Below are 18302 nucleotides of genomic sequence, written 5' to 3'. Positions count from 1 at the left end.
CCCATGACGGACCTGACCACCAACCCGCTCGTGAGCGAGGACGACGGCTTCCACGAGGAATGCGGCGTCTTCGGCGTGTGGAACTCCCCCGACGCCGCCGCCCTCACCGCTCTCGGCCTGCACGCCCTGCAGCACCGCGGGCAAGAGGCCTCGGGCATCGTCTCCCACGGGGAGAAGGGCTTCCGCAGTCACAAGGGCCTCGGCCTGGTCGGCGACATCTTCGGCGACGCCCGGGTGATGGCGAGCCTGCCCGGCCGCGCAGCGGTCGGCCACAACCGCTACGCCACGGCCGGCGAGACGGCGCTCCGCAACGTCCAGCCCCTCTACGCCGATTTCGCCTTCGGCGGCTTCGCCGTCGCGCATAACGGCAACCTCACCAACGCGCTCGCGCTTCGCCGCCAGCTCGTCCGCCGCGGCTGCCTCTTCCAGTCCTCCACGGATTCGGAGGTCTTCGTCCACCTCATCGCCATCTCCCTCTACGCGACGGTGCTCGATCGGCTGATCGACGCGCTGAAGCAGGTAGACGGCGCCTATTCCCTCGTCGCCCTGCATGACGGCGCCCTGATGGGGGTGCGCGACCCGCTGGGCGTGCGCCCCCTCGTCCTCGGCCGCCTCGGGCCGGATCAGAACAACGCCTGGGTGCTGGCGAGCGAGACCTGCGCGCTGGACATCGTCGGCGCCGAGTTCGTCCGCGACATCGAACCCGGCGAGATCGTGGTGATCGATGACGAGGGTGTGCGCAGCATCAAGCCCTTCGCCGAGAGCGCCAGCCGCTTCTGCATCTTCGAATACATCTACTTCGCCCGCCCCGATTCCGTGGTCGAGGGCACCCCGGTCTACGAGGCTCGCAAGGGCATCGGCCGTGAGCTGGCGATCGAGAGCGGCGTCGAGGCCGACGTGGTCGTGCCCGTCCCCGATTCGGGTGTCCCCGCCGCCATGGGCTACTCCAAGGAGGCCGGTATCCCCTTCGAGCTGGGGATCATCCGCAACCACTATGTCGGCCGCACCTTCATCGAACCGACCGACAGCATCCGCCACCTCGGCGTGAAGCTGAAGCACTCGGCCAACCGTGCCATGCTGGAAGGCAAGCGGGTGATCCTGGTGGACGATTCCATCGTCCGCGGCACCACCAGCAAGAAGATCGTGGAAATGGTCCGCCAGGCCGGCGCGCGCGAAGTGCACATGCGCATCTCCTCCCCGCCGACCACTCATTCCTGCTTCTACGGCATCGACACGCCGGAGCGGGAGAAGCTGCTCGCCTCCAACCACAGCGTGGAGGAGATGGCCCGCATCATCGGCGCGGACAGCCTCGCCTTCATCTCGCTCGACGGCCTCTACCGCGCGCTCGGCCGCAAGGGGCGGGACGCGAAGGACCCCGGCTACTGCGACGCCTGCTTCACCGGGGACTACTCCATCCCGCTGACCGACCTTCAGGGCCACCCCGAGCGGCGGGAGGCGCTGCTGGCGCTGAACGGCGTATGAACCCCCGCCCGCTCGAGGGCCGCGTCGCCCTCGTTACCGGCGCTTCCCGCGGGATCGGCGCGGCAACCGCCGTGGAGCTCGCCCGCCTCGGCGCTCACCTCGTCCTCATCGCCCGCACCCAGGGCGGGCTCGAGGAGACGGACGACGATATCCGCGCGCTCGGGAGCACTGCCACCCTCCTGCCCTTCGACCTGACGAAGGAGGGCGACGAGCTCGACCTCCTCGGCCCCTCCGTCATGGAGCGCTTCGGGCGGCTCGACATCCTCGTCCACGCCGCCGGTACGCTCGGCGCCCTCACCCCCGTCTCGCACATCACGCCGAAGGACTGGGCGGAGGCGGTGGCGGTGAACCTCACGGCGGCCTGGCGCCTCATCCGCACGCTGGACCCGCCGCTCCGCGCCTCCGATGCCGGTCGGGCCGTTATCCTCACCAGCGGCCGCGCGCGGGAACCGAAGCCCTACTGGGGCCTCTACGGCGCCACCAAGGCCGGCCTTGAACACCTGACCACCACCTGGGCTGCCGAGGTGGCCAACACGCCGCTCCGCGTGAACCTCTTCGATCCCGGCCCGGTCGCGACCCGACTGCGCGCCAAGGCCATGCCGGGCGAGGACCCCGCCAGCATCGCCCAGCCGGTGGACGTCGCCCCCCGCATCGCCGCTCTCTGCCTGCCGGGCGAGGCGCGGAGCGGAGAGGTCGTCCAGGCGGCCTGAGCGGGTGAGGTCCTGAGAGGGCGGTGCCCTCTCAGGCGTCACTCCTCCGAATAGGGGTTGTCCGTGCCCCGCAGGTTCAGCCGCACCGGCACGCCCGGCATGTCGAAGGCGTCGCGGAAGGAGTTCACGAGGTAGCGCCGGTAGTCCTCCGGCAGCAGCTCCGCCCGCGTGCCGAAAATAGCGATCGTTGGGGGACGCGCCTTGGGCATCGTGGCGTAGCGCAGCTTCAGCCTCTTGCCCTCGACCAGCGGGGGCTGGTGGCGGGACAGCGCGTCCTCGAACCACCGGTTCAGCGCGCCCGTCGGCACACGGCGGTTCCAAACCTCATAGGCCTCGCGCACCGTCGGCATCAACTTGTCCACGCCCCGCCCCGTCGCGGCCGAGAGCGGCACGATGAGGATGCCGCGAAGCTGCGCGAGGGAGGAGGTCAGCACGTCCTCCAGCCGCCGCCGCGCCGCCGCCCGATCCTCCACCGCGTCCCACTTGTTGAAGGCGATGACGATGGCCCGCCCCTCGCGCTCCGCCAGGCGCGCGATGCGAAGGTCCTGCTCGTCCATCCCCTGCACGGCATCGACCACCAGCACGGCGATCTCGCACTCCTTCAGGGCGGCGATGGTGGCGGCAGTGGACATCTGCTCCAGCGCCTGGGTGATCCGCGCCCGGCGGCGAAGCCCCGCGGTATCGACCAACCGCACCGGCTTGCCCGTCTCGTCGATCCATTTGACCGCCACGGAATCGCGGGTCAGACCGGGCTCGGGGCCGGTGATCATCCGCTCCTCGCCCAGCAGGGCGTTCAGCAGGGTGGATTTTCCGGCATTCGGCCGCCCGACGATCGCTAGGCGCAGCGGGCGATCGGCGTCGTCCTCCTCCTCTTCCTCCTGGGGCTCCGGCGGCAGCGCCTCGCGGATCTCGTCGTGCAGCTCGCCGAAGCCGTCCCCGTGCTCGCCCGAGACGGGCAGCGGCGCCCCCAGGCCCAGTTCATAGGCCTCGAGCGAGTTGGCCGCACCCTGGCGGCCCTCGGCCTTGTTCGCCAGCAGCAGCACCGGCTTGCCCTGGCGGCGCAGCCACTGGGCGAAGGCGCGGTCGGAGGGCGTGAGGCCCGTGCGGACATCCACCACGAAGAGAACGAGGTCGGCGCCACGCAGCGCTGCCTCGGAGCTCGCGCGCATCCGGCCGGGGATGGTGTCAGGCGCGGATTCCTCCAGCCCGGCAGTGTCCACAAGCAGCACGTCGCGCCCGGCGATGCGCGCGACCACTTCCTTGCGGTCGCGCGTCACGCCGGGCGTGTCGTCCACGATGGCGATGCGCCGCCCGGCGAGGCGGTTGAACAGGGTGGACTTGCCCACGTTGGGGCGGCCCATGACGACGATACGGGGGAGCATAGGGCGCAAGAGCACCGACCGCGCGCGGGGGTCAAGCGCGGCTTCGGCAGGTCACTCCCCTGTAAGGGGCAGGCTCAGGCGCCGCGGAGCGCCACCAGCGTTCCCCCGTCGGTCACGAGATAGACCGTCCCGCCCGCCGCGATGGGCTGGAGGGTGGCCCCGTCCGGCAGCCGCACGCGGCCCGAGACCGCGCCCTCGGCAGGATCGACCACCAGCAGCTCCCCGCCCGAGGAGGGAACGAGGATCGACCCACCCGCCACGAGCGGCGAGCCGAAGGTGAGGGGGTTGCGCCGCCGGTCGCGCGCGTTGCGCTCGTCGAGCACCGTCACCCAGCGCACCCGTCCATCCGCGCGGCCGAGGGCGACGAGCTGGCTATCGGGCGTCACCACAAAGATCCACTCGCCGGCCACCGCGGGCGAGTAGTTGCTGCCGACGTCCCGCTCCCAGAGTCGGCGGCCGGAGCGGAGGTCCACCATCAGCGAGGTGCCCGCCTGGCCCGAGGCGAAGACGCGTCCATCAGTGATTACCGGCAGGCCGCGCACGCCGGCCAGCTCCGCCATGCTGCCACGCTGCCCGCCCGGCCCGGCCGAGAGGCTCTCCGTCCAGATCACGCGCCCGTCCGAGGCCCGCAGCGCCGCCAGCTCGCCCGAGGGAAGCCCGGCCACCACGCTCTCGCCCTCCACCGCCGGAGCCGGCAGGCCGAGCGGCACGGCGGAGACCACGGTGCTGCGATAGGTCCAGAGGCTCCGACCGTCCTCCGTGGAGAGGGCGACGAGCTGGTTCTCCACCGTCGGCACGAAGATCCGCCCGCCCACGACCGAGGGCGCCCCCCGCGTCGGCGCGCCGACCGGCGCACGCCAGCGCACCTCTCCCGTGCCGGGGTCCAGCGCCAGCACCTCGGCCATGCCGGTCGCGACGTAGAGCGTGCCATCCGCAAAGGCGAGGCCCGCGCCCACCGCGCCCACGTCGTCCTTGTCCGGCGTCGTCTCGCGCTGCCAGCGCCGGCCGCCACGGCCCGTGTCGAAGGCCGAGACGGTGCCGAAGGCATCGGCGGCGAAGACCGTGTCGTTCGCCACGATCGGCCCGCCCGTGATCCGTCGCCGGTAGGAGGAGCCGGTGCCGATGCTCGCGCGCCAGACCTCCCGCAGCCCTGCCCCCACGGCCGAGGGCCCCGGATCATGCGAGAGCGTGCCGCCGGAGAAGGGCCACTCCGTCCGCATCACCGGCGCCGGCAGCTGCACGGGCCGGCCGGCGGTGGCGGGGTCGATCGCCAGTTCCCGGTCCTGCTGGATGACCGGCAGCCGCTCACCCGGCAGCGGCGTCTTCTTGTCGCCGAGGATGCCGTCGATCGTCTCGCAGCCCGAGAGCGCGAGGGCCGCGCCGCCCAGCAGCAGGCCGCGGCGGGAGGAGGTCGGCATCATCGGCGTCGCGCGCTCCGCATTGATTGGTCAGGCATTGGGAAGCCCCGCTGCGACGCGCGCCGCCCGGTCCCTCATCGCCTGCGGCGTCGCCGGGTCCGCGGCCAGGGCCTCCAGGATCCGGCGCGCCTCGTCGCCCCGGCCCTGCCGGACGGCGATCAGCGCCTGCAGTTCGCGCGCCGAGGCCCGCCAGGGATTGCCCTCCGCCGTCAGCGGCGTGATGCGGGCGACGAGCATCGCGGGATCTTGCGTGTCCAGCCCGTGCAGCACCCAGTTGAGGCTCGCGAGATCGCGGTAGAGCGCGTCGGCCGCGCTGTCGCCGGCAACCGCGTCCCACTCGGCCAGGGCGCCGGGCAGATCGCCCGTCTCGGACTTCAGCGCGGCGGCGCGCAGCCGGGCGAGCACGCGGTAACCATCCGGTGCCTGGGCCGCGATGTCGTCGAAGCGCGCGGCGGCCGCCTTCAGGTCGGCACCAGGCCGCTCTGCCTCGCGGTGGACGATGAGGAAGGCATTCGCCGCCGCCTCGGACTCGCGCGTCTGGTACCAGCGCCAGCCCTGCCAGCCGCCTACCGCCACCAGCGCGAGCAGCGCCACCGCGGCCAGGATGCCGCCGTAGCGAAGACCAAGCTGCCGGGCGCGCTCGGCGCGGAGATCCTCGCGCACCTCGTCGAAGATGTCGGGCAAGCGGGTTCCTTCCCCCTGGGTGCCGCAGAGGCCACCTCCAGGATGGCCGGGCCCGGGGGTATAGCGGGACCGTCACGAGGCGTTAAGCCCGCTCGGCCTAGCATGCCCCCATGCGCCGCCCCGCCCCCCCTCCCCCGTTCTACCCGATGGTGCCCCGGAGGCTGTCCAGGCTGCTGCTGGGGGTGTTGCTGGCCGCCCTGCCCGGCTGCGGCGCCGTGGTGCCGCTGGCCGCGGTCAACGGGGTCTCGCTCATGGTCACCGGCCGGGCCGTGCCAGACCTTGTGGTCTCCGGCGTCACCGGGCGGGACTGCTCGGTCGCCTATCTCGACGCGAAGGAGCGCTACTGCCGCCCGGAACGGGTGGCGGTGGAGCAGCCGCGCTGCACGCGAAGCCTCGGCTCGGTCGATTGCTGGACCGGGCCCGTGCCGGGCAATCCGCCGCCGCGCGAGGTCGGACAGGCCCTCCCGACCGGGCCGCGGGAGCCCTGGCCCGAGCGAGTTCTGTAACTAACAAGCAACGAATACTTGGAAAAACCACGGGAAGACACCATCTTAGCAGCATCAGGGCCCCGGCGCGGGCCCACCGCCCTCTCTCCCCCACGAAAGAGTTAGGATCCCCCATGGCCCGATCCACGGCCGCGGCGCCCAAGCGCGCTCCCGCCCCCACGCGCGCGGCCTTCAACCGGCTCTCCGCCGTGCTCCAGCGCGGCGCGACTCCCGAACGCATGGTCCGCGAGGTCGAATCCGTCGTGGACGACCTGCGCGCGAGCGGCGACGAGGAGGAACTGCGCGGCTGGCTCGAGGAACTCCACGAGGGCTTCCAGGAAAGCACCGAGGCCGCCATTGAGGCGATCGACGAGGTGGAGCCGACCGAGAAGGCCGCCCGCCGCCACGCCGAGAACGCCGCCAACGCCATGGCGGCCATTCGCGATGCCTTCGGGCGGCATCTCGGGCGCGGCGGCTAGGCCTCAGCCCCAGGCTTTAGTCGCGGGCCCTGGTCCTAGGCCCGCGTTCCCTCGAAGCGCACGGGCGTCCCGCCGGGGTTCCCCAGCACCTCGTCCTCCCGCATCACCGCCCGTCCCCGCACCAGGGTCATCACCGGCCAGCCCTGGCAGCGGGTGCCAACGAAGGGACTCCAGCCGCAGGGTGAGACGAGCCAGTCCCCCTCGATCACCCGGCTGCGGCCCATGTCCACTACCGTGAAGTCCGCGTCGTAGCCGGCCGCAATCCGGCCTTTGCCGATCGCGCCATAGACGCGGGACGGCCCGGCCGCCATCAGGTCCACCAGCCGCGCGAGGGAGAGGCGCCCCTCGGAGACGTGGTTGAGCATCATGGGCACGATGGTCTGCACGCCCGTCAGCCCGGCGGCCGTGGCGGGCCAGGGGCGCTCCTTCGCGGCGCGCGAATGTGGGGCGTGGTCGCTGCCCACCGTGTCCACGGTGCCGTTGGCCACGGCTGCCCAGGCGGCGTCGTAGTGCCGCTTGTCGCGGATCGGCGGGTTCATCACAGCAAGGGCGCCGAGCGCGTCATAGGCGTCCGGTGCCCACTGGGTCAGGTGGTTCAGCAGCACCTCCACCGTCGCCACGTCGCGGAAGTCGCGGAGGTAATCCAGCTCCTCGGCGGTGGAGACGTGCAGGATATGCGCGGGCCGGTTCGTTTTGCGCGCCAGGGCCATCAGGCGCCGCGTGCCGAGGAAGGCGCACTCCACGTCGCGCCACTCCGCGTGCAACCGGTGCGGCCCGCCATCCGCGAACATCGGCTTGCGTGCCTGTAGCCGGTACTCGTCCTCGGAGTGGTAGGCGATGCGCCGCCCGCCGTTGCGCATCACGCGCTCCAGCGTCTCGTCGTCCTCGATCATCAGGTCCCCGGTCGAGGAACCGGCGAAGACCTTGATGGCGCAGACATTCGGCTCCCGCTCCAGCGTGCCGAGCTCGCCCACGTTGCTCCGGGCGCCGCCGACATACATGCCGACATCGCACCAGGCCTTCTCGCGGATATAGCCGCGCTTCCAGTCGAGCTGCTCGACCGAGGTGATGGAGGGCTGGGTGTTCGGCATGTCGAACACCGCGGTCAGCCCGCCCAGCACCGCGCCCCGGGTGCCGGTTTCCAGCGTCTCCACCGCGGGGTCGCCGGGGTCGCGCAGGTGCACGTGCGGGTCGATCAGGCCGGGCAGCACGTGCAGGCCGCGGCAGTCGATCACCTCCGCGGCCTCATCGGTGCGAAGGTCGCCCATTGTCACGACCTTCCCGGCGCGCACGGCGACATCGGTCACGGCCTCGCCCCAGGGAAGGACGACGGTGCCGCCGCGCAGGATCAGATCGTAGCTCGCCATCTCGCCCCAGCCCTCTGTTGCCAGCGCGGGGTGATAGCCCAGGGCCCGGCGGGGCGGGAGGGCGATTTGCCCTCCTTCCCATCCGGCCTATCATCGGGGCTAAGAGGAAGCGCCCCTCCGTAAGGTGATACGCATATGCCGGCTCGGTTGGCCCAGTTGCCGGCCCCTTTGCAGTGGGCTCTCCTGATCGCGCTCGCGCTGCTCCTCGGCCTCGGCGGGCGGCTTCTGGGCCTGCCGGGTTCCTCCCTGCTGGGCGCCCTCGTCGCGGCCATCGGGCTCAGCCTGGTGGGCGTCTCCATCCGGATGCCGCGGCGGATCTATGTCGCGAGCCAGGGGCTGGTGGGATGCCTCATCTCCACCACCATCACGGCCGCCATCCTCCACTCCTTCGTGGAGGACTGGCCCTATATCGCGGCGGCGGCCCTCGGCACGCTCGTCGTCAGCGTCCTGCTGGGCTGGGTGCTCAGCGTCGGGCGCGTGCTGCCGGGCACCACGGCCATCTGGGGCACGGCGCCCGGCGGGGCCTCGGCCATGGTGGTGATGGCGGAGGCCTATGGCGCCGACGTGCGGCTGGTGGCGCTGATGCAGTACCTGCGGGTGGTCTGCGTCGTCGGCGTGGCGGTCTTCGTCGCCCACGGGTTGGCCATCGCCTCACCCGGTGCGGCCCCGTCCCTGTCCGCCGCGCCAACGCGGCCGGAGGCGGTCGCGGCCGCGGTGCTGCTGGCGTTGCTCGGCGCCTGGGCCGGGCGCGTCTCGCGCATCCCCGCGGGACCGATGCTGCTGCCGATGATCGCGGGCGCCACCCTCCAGTCGGCGGAGGTGTTCCAGATCCAGGTGCCGCTCTGGCTCAGCACGATCGGCTTCGGGGCCATCGGCTTCCAGATCGGGCTCGGCTTCACCCGGGGGGTTCTAGCCCAGGCGGCGGCGGCCCTGCCGAAAATCCTTCTCTGCATCGCCGTGCTGATCGCGCTGTGTGGGCTGATGTCGGTGGCCCTCGCCCATGCGCTGGGGCTCGACCCGCTGACCGCCTATCTCGCGATGAGCCCGGGGGGCATCGACTCCGTCGCGGCCATCGGGGCCTCGAGCGGGGCGGACATGTCTTTCGTCATGGCGCTGCAGACCGCGCGGATGCTGGTGGTGCTGGTGCTCGGCCCGCCGCTGGCGCGCGCCCTCTCGCGGCGCTCGGGCGGGTAGCAGCCCCTACCAGGTCAGCTCGGCGACGGTGATGCGGTTCTCCGCCAGCGGCCAGGCGCGGGCGACCAGCCGCTCCTCATTGAACAGGCCCACAATGGGAGAGCCGATACGCTCGGCCGGCAGCCGCGCGACGGCGGTGGCACCGGCGGGAACGCCGCGCGGCAGGTCGGTGGGCTCCGCGCCGTCCAGCAGCACGACATCGCGCGGGATCCCGTAGTAGCCGCGCGGGCGGCTGAAGCGCACCAGCGCGGCGGCCCCGCGGTCGGCGGCGGCGGGCGGCGCGGCCGGGCGCAGGTTCACCACCGAGGAGGAACGAGGAAAGGGGTTCCGATAGGAATGCGTGATCGGGTGCCCCGGTGCCGCGACGACGATCTCGAGGTTCCAGTCCGGCGCCACCGTCACCGGCCCCCAGCGTCCATCCTCCCCGGTGGTGCGGCGGTGGATCGCCTCCCCCATCCGCTCACCGTTCTCCGGCGAAACGCGGAAGACTTCCACCACCGCCCCCGCCACGGGGCGGTTCGTCTGGATGCCGCCGGGCGTGCCCGTCACCCGCCCGTCCAGCACCGGACGCGCCTCCGGCAGCACGAAGAGCCGGTCCGGCTCGTGACCGCCGATGAAGCGGAACATCTCGCGGAAGGCGCGGGCGGAATAGGCGGTCTCGCGGTGGTCCACCCCAGGCAGGACAAGGTTGGTCGCGCCCCGCAGCGCCGGGCTGTCGGGCTCAACGCCGGTCGGCACGCCGGGCCGTCCGGCATAGCGCCCGTCCGGCTGGGCATAGAGGTCGTTCGCATCCGAGCGCAGGGTGAGGAAGGCCGTGCCCGGCACCACCTGGGACTCCCCGCCGTTCAGCGCCCGCAACAGGGCGGAGCGCTTGTTGAACTCCCGCCCGGCCCCCGGTTCCCAGTCATAGATGCCGTTATTCGGGGTGCCGCAGGTCACGACATGCGACACCTCCGCCCCCCCGCCGTGCAGCTGCACATGGTTGCGAATGGGGTAGCCGCCGCGCGAGTTCCCCACCAGCGCCACCCGCGCCGCTCCTGTCCGCGCCCGCAGCGCGGCGATCTCCCCCGCTAGTTCCCGCCAGGCATCGTCGGAGGAGGAGCGCATCGGCTGGGCCACCGCGTCGTCGTCGCGCGCCAGCGGATCGGTGAAGTCGAGCGCGCGCAGGCGGTCCCCCGGCCAGCCATTGCTCTCGAAGCGCCAGAGGGTGGTCATCCACAGCGCTGAGTGATCGCCGTTTCCGTGCACGAAGAGGATGGGGGGCAGGGAGGCCTCCTGGGCATGGGCGAGGCGAGGAAGGAGGGGGGCGAGGGCCATCGCCCCGAGCATCGCGCGCCGGGAGTGCTTCATCTTCCGCGTTTCCTCGCTCTTCATCCTTACGGGCTATCCTAGGGGGCGCAGCGGATTGGAACAGATGCCGGGGATCGGCGTTTCCACCATGGAACGTTGCGCAGACCCGGGGGGCGGGACCCCGGATGGATGGGCCAGTTCGGATCCCGCGACGCCGCCCCTCCCGGGGCGGGCGTCGTCGGCCCATTCCTTTGATCGGCCACTAAGCGTGCCTCAGCCGCCCGCTCCTGGCCCGATCCCGAGAAGCCCGAGGTAGCGCGGCAGCACCGCCGCCCAAGTGAGGTCGTGCCGAACCCGCGCCGCCCCGGCTACGCCCAACCGCCGGCGCAGGGGATTGTCCTCCAGCAGCCGCGCGAGCGCTTCGGCCACCGCCGCCGGGTCGGTGCCGTCGCAGACGAGCCCTGTCTCCCCGTCCAGCACTGCCTCGGCCGCGCCGCCGTCGCGCCCCGCCAGGGCCGCCAGCCCGTACCAGGCCGCCTCCAGGTAGACGAGGCCGTAGCCCTCCACCGAGGCGCCCTCGCGGCGCGTCGGCATGGCGAAGAGGTCGGCTCCCGCGTAGAGGGCCGCCCTCGTCGCATCGTCCACGCGGCCGAGAAAGCGCACCCGCTCCTCCACGCCCATCTCGCGAGCGAGGGCGGACAGCCGCGCCCGGTCTGCCCCCTCCCCTGCCACCGCGTAGCGCAGGCCGGGATAGCGCACCGCCAGCTCTGGTAGGGCGCCGATCACGGCATCGATCCCCTTGCGGGGCTCCAGCCGCGCGACGGTCAGCAGCAGCGGCCCCTCGCCGCGCAGCCTGGTCACCACGGCGCGCGCCTCCGCCGGGGGATCGGGCTGGGGCGGGACAGGCAGGTGCACCACCACCGGGCGCGGCGCGGCGGGGGTGAGGTAGGGGCGGAGCAGCGCCTCGGTGAAGGCGGAATTCGGCGCGATGGCCCCCGCCCCCGCCAGCGCCCGCTCGATCCGCCGCCGCTTCCCCGCGCTTGGTGAGGGAGGGAATTCCGATCCATGGGCGAGCACGAGGCTCGGCACGCCCGGGTTCGGCAGCACCTCCAGGCTTTTCCAGCTATCGGCAATGACGGCGTGCAGGGGCAGGCGGGTGAGCAACCGCCGCGCGGCCATTCCCTTGCGCAGCCGCCGCAGCGGGCGCGGCCCGCCGAAGCGGCGCAGCGCGATCCTGGTGGGCCAATCGGGCTCCACGAGACCCTGGCCGCGAATATGGTCCGCCAAGACCAGCACCCTCTCCCCGCCCGCGGCCAGCGCGCGCGCCAGCCCACCCATCAGCGCCTCGATCCCGCCGGGATCGGGCGGGAAGTTCTGGGTAAGGATGAGAATCAAGACAGGGACAGGGCGCGTCGGCCCGTACCGGCGGGGCGCCCCATGGCGGTCCTCATCAGATGGGTAGCCGGAACTGGGTGGCCAGGCCGGCTCATGCCGGGATCGGGGTCGGCAGCAGGGCGCGCGCGGCCTCCACCGCGCTCTCGACCGAGAGGCCCGCCATGGTGCCGTCGGGCGAGACCACCGCCCGGGCCGCGCGGCCGATCGGCCCGTACTCGTCGGCCGGTGTGGGGCCGAAAAACCCGAGCGTCGGCGCCCCCGCAGCGGCCGAGAGGTGCATCAGCCCCGAATCATTGCCCGCGAAGAGCCGCGCCCGCGCCAGCAGCGCCGCCGCTTCGGGAAGGGAGAGGCGGCCGACGAGGTCGAGCGCGCCGGGTAACGCGGCGACCACGGGGGCGGCCATCGCCCGCTCCGCCTCGCCCGGCCCGCCCAGCAGCACCGGCCGCGCGCCTTCGAGCGGACCGCCCGGTGCGGTCAAGGCTCCGGCGAGCGCCACGAAGCGCTCCGCCGGCCAGACCTTGCCGGCCCAGTTGGCCGTGGGGCCCAGCGCCAGCACCGGGCGGTCGTCGCCCAGCAGTTCCGCCGCGCGTCGGCTGTCCTCGGGCGCGAACCAGGCAACGGGCGACGGCGGCGGGCTGATCCGCAGCACCGCGGCGATATGTCCGATCCGGTGTCCCGGGCGGCGACCGCCGCGCATTACCACCCGCCGCCGCGCCGGCACCATCCAGCCGAGCGCCGAGCCGCGCAGGTCCACCACCAGGTCCCAGACCGTCCGCGCGACCTCGGCCCAGAGGACCGGCCAGTGCATAGAGAAGCGCCGCTTGGCGACGACGATCGTGCGCTCGCGCCCCGGCATGCGTGAGAAGACGCCCTCGGCCACGGGGCCGCAGGCGACAGTGATCCGCGCCCCCGGATAGGTCCGCAGAAGGTGGTCGAGCAGGCCGGTGGAGAGCACGGCGTCGCCGATCCGGGTGGAGGTGACGAAGAGGATCCGCATGAGCACGGCGGGTTTAGCACGTCCCGCGGCGCCTGGGGCGAGAGGGAAGGTTGCGGGTGCAGAAATGTCGCCCGGGGACGAGGGTGCTTGCGCCGCGCGGCCCGCCCCCCGATCTGCCCCCCATGTCCAGTGCTCCCCTCCCCAATCGCGGCCTCGTCGAGGTCGCCGGCCCAGACCGCATCGGCTTCCTCCAGGGACTCGTCTCCAACGACATGACGGGACTGGGCTCGGGGATGGCCTGGTCGGCGCTGCTCTCGCCGCAGGGCAAGTGGCTGACGGACTTCCTCGCCTTCGAGGCGGCGGAACTGGCGCCGGAAGCCATCCTGCTGGACCTTCCCCGCGCCGACGCCCCGCTGCTGGTGGAGAAGCTCTCCCGCTTCCGGCTCCGCTCGAAGGTGACGTTGGCGGACCGCTCGGGAGAGATCGCGGTCGGCGCCGCCTGGGACGGGGAGCCGCCCGCCGACGCCACGATCCGCCGCGATCCGCGCCTGCCGGAGGCGGGCTGGCGCGTCTATGGCGCGGACCTCCCCGGCGATCCCGCCGATTATGACCGCCACCGCCTCCTTCTCGGTCTTCCCGAGGGCGCGCTCGACCTCGATCGGGACAAGACCGTGCTGCTGGAAGCCGGCTTCGACGAGCTGGGCGGCATCGCCTGGGAGAAGGGCTGCTACATGGGCCAGGAGCTGACGGCGCGCACCCGCTATCGCGGCCTGCTCAAGCGCCGCCTCGTGCCCGTTCTGGTAGAGGGCGACATCCCGCCCCGCGACACCCCTGTCACGCTTGATGGCGCGACGGTGGGGGAAATGCGTTCGGGCCGCGACGGGCTCGGCCTCGCCCTGCTCCGCCTGGAGGCAGCCGGGGCCCCCGCGCTCGCCTGCGGTGGCGCGGTGCTGCGCCCGCGCGTGCCCGCCTGGATGAGGCTGCCCAGCCCCGCCGCTTAGGGCATAAGCTTCCCGAGATCACAGAACGCGAGGAAACGGCTTGTCCGAAGCTTCCATGAGGGGGGATGGCGTCATCCCCGGCGGCGTGCTCGTCGCGCGCCGCGTGACCGAGGCGGTGGCCGAGCGCGCCCGCCAGCGCTTCGGCGCCATCATCACGGACCACGACATGACCGCGGACGAGGCGCTCGGCATGGCGGCGGAGAAGGGCCTGGCCGCCGTGGTCACGGGTGGCAAGGTGCGGATCACCGCCGCCCACGCGGCCAATCTGCCGCCGAGCCTGCGGATCGTCGCCAACACCAGCGTCGGCCACGACCACATGGATTCGGAGGCGGTGAAGGCCGCGGGCGTCGTCGTCACCAACACGCCGGACGTGCTGACGGACTGCACCGCCGACCTCGCCTTCATGCTGCTGCTCAACGCCTGCCGCCGCGGCCACGAGTACGAGGCGATCATGCGCGCCGGATGGCGCAAGGGCTACGGGTTTCCGGACAATCTCGGCCTTCAGGTCAGCGGCAAGACGCTCGGCATCGTCGGAATGGGGCGGATCGGCCAGGCGATGGCCCAGCGGGCGCGCGGCTTTGGCATGACCATCCTCTACCACAACCGACGCCGGCTGCCGGCGGAACTGGAAGCGGGCGCCGAATACTTCGCTGACCTCAACGAGATGCTGCCGCGCTGCGACATCCTCTCCCTCCACCTGCCCGGCGGCGAGGCCGGCACGCTGATGACGGCAGAGGCCTTCGCGCGGCTGCCCCGTGGCGCCGTCTTCGTGAACACCGCCCGCGGCTCGCTCGTGGACGAGAACGCGCTGATCGAGGCGCTGAAGTCCGGCCAGCTCTTCGCCGCCGGTCTCGACGTCTTCCGGCGCGAGCCCGATTTCGACCTGCGCTTTGCCGAGCTGCCCAACGTCTTCCTCACCCCGCATGTCGCGAGTGCCACGGTCGAGACGCGCAACGCCATGGGGTTCAAGGCACTCGACAACGTCGCCGCCGTACTCTCTGGAAAGCCGCCGATCGATCCTGTCTGACCAACCTGTAGTGGAGGAAACAAAGAGATGAACCGTCGCCAGATGCTCGGCCTCGCGGCCGGGGGCCTTGCCGCACCGGCGCTGCTGCGCGCCCAGGAGGCCTGGCCCTCCAAGCCCGTCACCATCATCGTGCCCTTCGCGCCCGGCAGTTCGTCCGACATTGTCGGCCGTGCGATCGCGCAGGGTGTTCAGGCGGCTACCGGCAAGCCCGTGGTGGTGGAGAACCGCCCCGGCGCCACCGGCGAGATCGGCGCCCGCGTCGTCATCCGCTCCGCGCCCGACGGCGGCATCCTCATGCACGCGCCGATCAGCACCTGGGCGATCAACGCCGCGCTGCGACCCAACCTCAGCTACGATCCCACCCGCGACTTCACGGGGCTGATGCAGACCGTGCGCACACCCAACGTGCTGGTGGTCAACCCCGCGCAGGTGCCGGCCAACGACCTGCCGGGCTTCGTCGCCTGGCTCAAGGAGCGCGGTGGGCGCGCCGCCTATTCCAGCTCCGGCGTCGGCTCCTCGGACCACCTGACGGCGGAGATGTTCAAGCAGCGCACGGGCACGGAGGCTTCCCACGCCCCCTATTCAGGCGGCGGCCCGGCGACGACGGACCTCATCGCGGGGAACGTGCAGTTCTCCTTCCAGAACCTTGGCTCCATCGCGCCGCAGATCCGCGACGGCCGGGTGAAGGCGATTATGACGACTGCGGAGGCGCGCAACCCCACCCTGCCGGAGACGCCGACCGCCGGGGAGGCAGGGCTGCCGGACTTCGTCGTCTATTCCTGGCAGGCGCTGGGCGCACCGGCGGGCATGGCGCCCGCGCTGGCCGCCCAGGTGCATGCCGCTTGTGCCGCGGCGCTGCGCCAGCCGGAGATCGCGAAGCGGCTGACCGATATCGGTTTCGAGATCGTCGCCAGCACGCCCGCGGACTTCACCGCCTTCCAGCACGGCGAGATCGCCCGTTGGAAGGAGGTCGTGGGCAAGGGGAACATCGCGCCCGAATAGGGCACGCGTCTCAAAAGGCGCGGCCGCGCAGCATCGGGCGGCGCGGCACCGGCTTCGGCCCCATCACCTCGTCGATTTCGGCCTTTGCCTGATTGACGAGGTCGATGAGCAACGCGCCCTCACCCACCGGCTTCACCTGCCGCGGCCGCCCGAGGCGGGAGGGCGGATGCACGACCACCGAGCAGGTGCCGTTGCCGCGCTCCTCGATGTGCAGCACGTGCTGGCGATAATCGCGAGTGGAGACAACGGTCAGGCGAGGCATGAGCACCCTTCTTGAGTCGTGAACGGCTGGAAATGCGGCAGCAAGATGTGGGCCATGGCAGCCCGTTCGGGCATCACGCGGCCACCCGGTCGACGTGCGGGAGGCCGACAAAGCGCGTCGCCCCCTCGATGCCCGCGATCTCGCGCGAGATTTTACGCCGCACCGCACGGTCAAAGGCCTCGAAGCCTTCTGCCACCACGAGGAAGGCGCCAGGGCCGCCGATCACCTCGTCACGGTAGTAGTCCTCCAGCGCGGAGGTGCCGCCAGGCAGCGGCGCACGGTCGAGCACGGCCAAACCGTTCATCACGATGCCCTCTTCGAGCATCCGCGCCCGCACCGGCTCCAATCGGCGCCCCGCGTTGTTCATACCGTCGCCGGAGATATCCAGCACCCGCCGCGTGCCCTCGTATCGACCGCCCTCGTAGAGCCGCAACGCGTGCTCCATGGCGCCGGAGATGGAGGTGTAGCTGCCCGTGCGGCGCGGCGCGGCGTCGAGGGCGGTGGCGAAGCGTTCCGCCGCGGCCTCTCCGTCGATCCGCATCCAGGGCACAAGATTGTCCTGCGCGTCCACGTCTGACCAGGTGAAGAGAGTACAGGCAATGGCGCCGATGCCGCCGCCGGCGATGGAACGGATCACCTCCGGATCCCGGAAGGCGCTCGCGTAGCCGCGCATCTGCGCCTCGTGCTCCTCGGCATCGATCGAGCGGCTCACATCCACCGCCAGGATGAGTTCCACATCCACGGGTTCCCGGTCCTGTTGAGCCCGATCGGGCGGCACCCCGGCGGGCGAGGCGGCCCGGGCATGGCTCAGGATCATCGGGGCGCAGAGCACCCCGGTACCGGAGAGGCGCAGAAGTTGACGACGCTGCATCGGTCCCATCCTTCAGGAAGGGCCATGGCTGGCTTTTCCCGCCCGCTTCGCGCACGGGCAATTTGTGCAATGCAGCATGACGGTGGTTGGTTGCCAGCGCCAGCGGTTTCGTGAGGGTTATCGCCCTTCGGTGATGCTCCAGGGGATGGTGCGACGGCGAAGTAAGAACGGTCCCGGCTGGCCGCAGCGTGGCGAATAAGCCGCACCGGAGGGAGCCTCGCGGCAGGCGGGCCCGCCCGCGCGAGGCGGCCGGGTCAGAGGCGCCGTTCGGCGAGCGGCGGCAGGAAGCTGTCAGTGTAGATATCCGCCACCTTCACCTTCGGCGCCATGCCATAGGCGCTCTCCACCGCCTCGATTGCCTTCTGGAAGCGCACGGGATCGGGGTTGGACAGGCCGTTCGCCATAACATGGTCGGAGATGACCTGCTGCTCCATGCTGATGGCCTGGCGCTCCGTCTCGATCGCGACGTCCGTCAGCGGCTCCACCTTCTTGAGCATGGCGATGCTCTCCTCGCGGTTCCTGTTCGCGTAGATCAGCGAGCGGAACAGCGCGCGCTGCGCGTTACGCACCACCTCGGGGTTGCGCTCCGCGAAGGCGCGCGTGGTCATGTAGCAGGTGCCCAGCAGGTCGAGCCCGTGGTCGCGGTAGTACATGATCCGCTGCTGCGGGAAGTCGAGGCCGAGCGCCTTCAGCGACATGCCGACCGAGGTGATGGCGCCCGTCACGCCGTCAGCACGGCGCTGCACGAGCATCGGCTCGCGCAGCTCGGGGCTCACCGTCAGCCAGTTCACCTTGGAAGCATCCACGCCCGCAGTTCTCGCGAAGGCAGGGAAGAGCTGGCGGCCCGCATCCGATTCCGGCGCGGCGAGCGTCTTGCCCTCCAGGTCCTTCGGCGCGCGCACCCCGCCATCCGCGCGCGTGACGGCGCAGAGAAGCGAGCGGTCTCCCCAGATGCCCGTGACGATGAGGCCGGAATTCGGATTCTCCGCCATGAACTTGATGACCGGGTTGATATCGGCCTGGCCCATGTCGTAGGCGCCGGCCGCTATATCCGTCGGCACGCGGCCGGAGCCGAAGCCTCGATCGACCGTCGCGTCGATGCCGACCTCGCGGAAGAAGCCCTTCTCGTGGCCCATGGTCACATAGGCGTTCGGCCCCTGCTTCGCCCAGTCGAGCGCGAAGCGGAGCTTCGACATCGCCTGCGCGCGGGCGATATGCGGCGTGGCCAGGGCCGAGCCCGCGAGCGCCGCGCCCCGGGCGAGCAGGCGGCGCCGGGAAGGATGCAGATCCATCGAGAAACCCTCTTCCAGGAGGGC

Annotated in this window: 18 protein-coding genes; 8 read left to right on the top strand and 10 right to left on the bottom strand. The window is 71.8% G+C overall.

The genetic code is table 11. The features are described 5' to 3' along the window. Positions 1-3: 3 nt before the first annotated feature. On the top strand, positions 4-1482 hold the full coding sequence (gene purF, locus D9599_RS10550) for an amidophosphoribosyltransferase (RefSeq protein WP_198381189.1): 1479 nt from the start codon (positions 4-6) through the stop codon (positions 1480-1482). Then, on the top strand, positions 1479-2192 hold the full coding sequence (locus D9599_RS10545; RefSeq protein ID WP_198381188.1) for an SDR family NAD(P)-dependent oxidoreductase: 714 nt from the start codon (positions 1479-1481) through the stop codon (positions 2190-2192). Before purF ends, D9599_RS10545 begins: the two co-directional genes overlap by 4 nt. Before the next feature lie 38 nt (positions 2193-2230). Here D9599_RS10545 and der read toward each other — a convergent pair whose 3' ends face one another. From der to D9599_RS10530, 3 genes are all read right to left on the bottom strand, one after another. Next, complete coding sequence (gene der, locus D9599_RS10540; protein WP_198381187.1) at positions 2231-3574, bottom strand: ribosome biogenesis GTPase Der; 1344 nt, start codon at positions 3572-3574, stop codon at positions 2231-2233. A gap of 74 nt (positions 3575-3648) precedes the next feature. Next, positions 3649-4995 carry a PQQ-binding-like beta-propeller repeat protein gene (locus tag D9599_RS10535; protein ID WP_198381186.1) on the bottom strand — a complete coding sequence of 449 codons (1347 nt, stop codon included), beginning with the start codon at positions 4993-4995 and terminating at the stop codon, positions 3649-3651. Positions 4996-5022: 27 nt separating this feature from the next. Beyond that, on the bottom strand, positions 5023-5676 hold the full coding sequence (locus D9599_RS10530; RefSeq protein WP_198381185.1) for a tetratricopeptide repeat protein: 654 nt from the start codon (positions 5674-5676) through the stop codon (positions 5023-5025). Positions 5677-5786: 110 nt separating this feature from the next. On the opposite strand from D9599_RS10530, the gene D9599_RS10525 reads away from it, so the two are divergent. Further along, a complete protein-coding gene (locus tag D9599_RS10525) occupies positions 5787-6182 on the top strand; it encodes a hypothetical protein (protein WP_198381184.1) in 396 nt (131 codons plus the stop codon). Positions 6183-6295: 113 nt separating this feature from the next. Further along, positions 6296-6640 (top strand): hypothetical protein, encoded by a 345-nt coding sequence (locus tag D9599_RS10520; protein WP_198381183.1) that lies wholly within the window; start codon positions 6296-6298, stop codon positions 6638-6640. A 35-nt stretch (positions 6641-6675) separates the two neighbouring features. On the opposite strand, the gene D9599_RS10515 is transcribed toward D9599_RS10520, so the two are convergent. Further along, a complete protein-coding gene (locus tag D9599_RS10515) occupies positions 6676-8007 on the bottom strand; it encodes a dihydroorotase (RefSeq protein WP_198381182.1) in 1332 nt (443 codons plus the stop codon). Between the two features lie 135 nt (positions 8008-8142). On the opposite strand from D9599_RS10515, the gene D9599_RS10510 reads away from it, so the two are divergent. Then, positions 8143-9201, top strand: coding sequence for an AbrB family transcriptional regulator (locus D9599_RS10510; protein WP_198381181.1), 1059 nt, complete (start codon positions 8143-8145; stop codon positions 9199-9201). A 6-nt stretch (positions 9202-9207) separates the two neighbouring features. On the opposite strand, the gene D9599_RS10505 is transcribed toward D9599_RS10510, so the two are convergent. The 3 genes from D9599_RS10505 to D9599_RS10495 all read right to left on the bottom strand — a co-directional run bounded on the left by D9599_RS10505 (position 9208) and on the right by D9599_RS10495 (position 12883). Continuing rightward, entirely contained in the window at positions 9208-10551 is a 1344-nt protein-coding gene (locus D9599_RS10505; RefSeq protein WP_198381180.1) for a hydrolase, read from the bottom strand. Positions 10552-10764: 213 nt separating this feature from the next. After that, positions 10765-11886, bottom strand: coding sequence for a glycosyltransferase family 4 protein (locus D9599_RS10500; protein WP_198381179.1), 1122 nt, complete (start codon positions 11884-11886; stop codon positions 10765-10767). 91 nt (positions 11887-11977) lie between these two features. Beyond that, complete coding sequence (locus D9599_RS10495; RefSeq protein ID WP_198381286.1) at positions 11978-12883, bottom strand: glycosyltransferase family 9 protein; 906 nt, start codon at positions 12881-12883, stop codon at positions 11978-11980. Positions 12884-13005: 122 nt separating this feature from the next. Between D9599_RS10495 and D9599_RS10490 the strand changes: the two genes are divergently transcribed. Genes D9599_RS10490 through D9599_RS10480 form a run of 3 tightly spaced genes read left to right on the top strand, consistent with a single transcriptional unit; the run spans position 13006 to position 15853 of the window. Then, positions 13006-13824, top strand: a complete 819-nt coding sequence (locus tag D9599_RS10490; RefSeq protein WP_198381178.1) for a folate-binding protein YgfZ — start codon at positions 13006-13008, stop codon at positions 13822-13824. A gap of 55 nt (positions 13825-13879) precedes the next feature. Next, positions 13880-14851 carry a D-glycerate dehydrogenase gene (locus tag D9599_RS10485; protein ID WP_198381285.1) on the top strand — a complete coding sequence of 324 codons (972 nt, stop codon included), beginning with the start codon at positions 13880-13882 and terminating at the stop codon, positions 14849-14851. 27 nt (positions 14852-14878) lie between these two features. Beyond that, positions 14879-15853 carry a tripartite tricarboxylate transporter substrate binding protein gene (locus D9599_RS10480; protein ID WP_198381177.1) on the top strand — a complete coding sequence of 325 codons (975 nt, stop codon included), beginning with the start codon at positions 14879-14881 and terminating at the stop codon, positions 15851-15853. 10 nt (positions 15854-15863) lie between these two features. On the opposite strand, the gene D9599_RS10475 is transcribed toward D9599_RS10480, so the two are convergent. The 3 genes from D9599_RS10475 to D9599_RS10465 form a co-directional block, all read right to left on the bottom strand. Then, on the bottom strand, positions 15864-16115 hold the full coding sequence (locus D9599_RS10475) for a hypothetical protein (protein ID WP_198381176.1): 252 nt from the start codon (positions 16113-16115) through the stop codon (positions 15864-15866). 73 nt (positions 16116-16188) lie between these two features. Then, on the bottom strand, positions 16189-16986 hold the full coding sequence (locus D9599_RS10470; protein ID WP_198381175.1) for a DUF1194 domain-containing protein: 798 nt from the start codon (positions 16984-16986) through the stop codon (positions 16189-16191). A 254-nt stretch (positions 16987-17240) separates the two neighbouring features. Beyond that, complete coding sequence (locus D9599_RS10465; protein ID WP_198381174.1) at positions 17241-18278, bottom strand: ABC transporter substrate-binding protein; 1038 nt, start codon at positions 18276-18278, stop codon at positions 17241-17243. Positions 18279-18302 lie beyond the last annotated feature (24 nt).

Source organism: Roseomonas sp. KE2513 (assembly GCF_016107305.1).
GTDB lineage: Bacteria > Pseudomonadota > Alphaproteobacteria > Acetobacterales > Acetobacteraceae > Roseomonas.
Note: the sequence above shows the minus strand (reverse complement) of the source record. Positions and strands in the feature narration are given on the sequence as shown.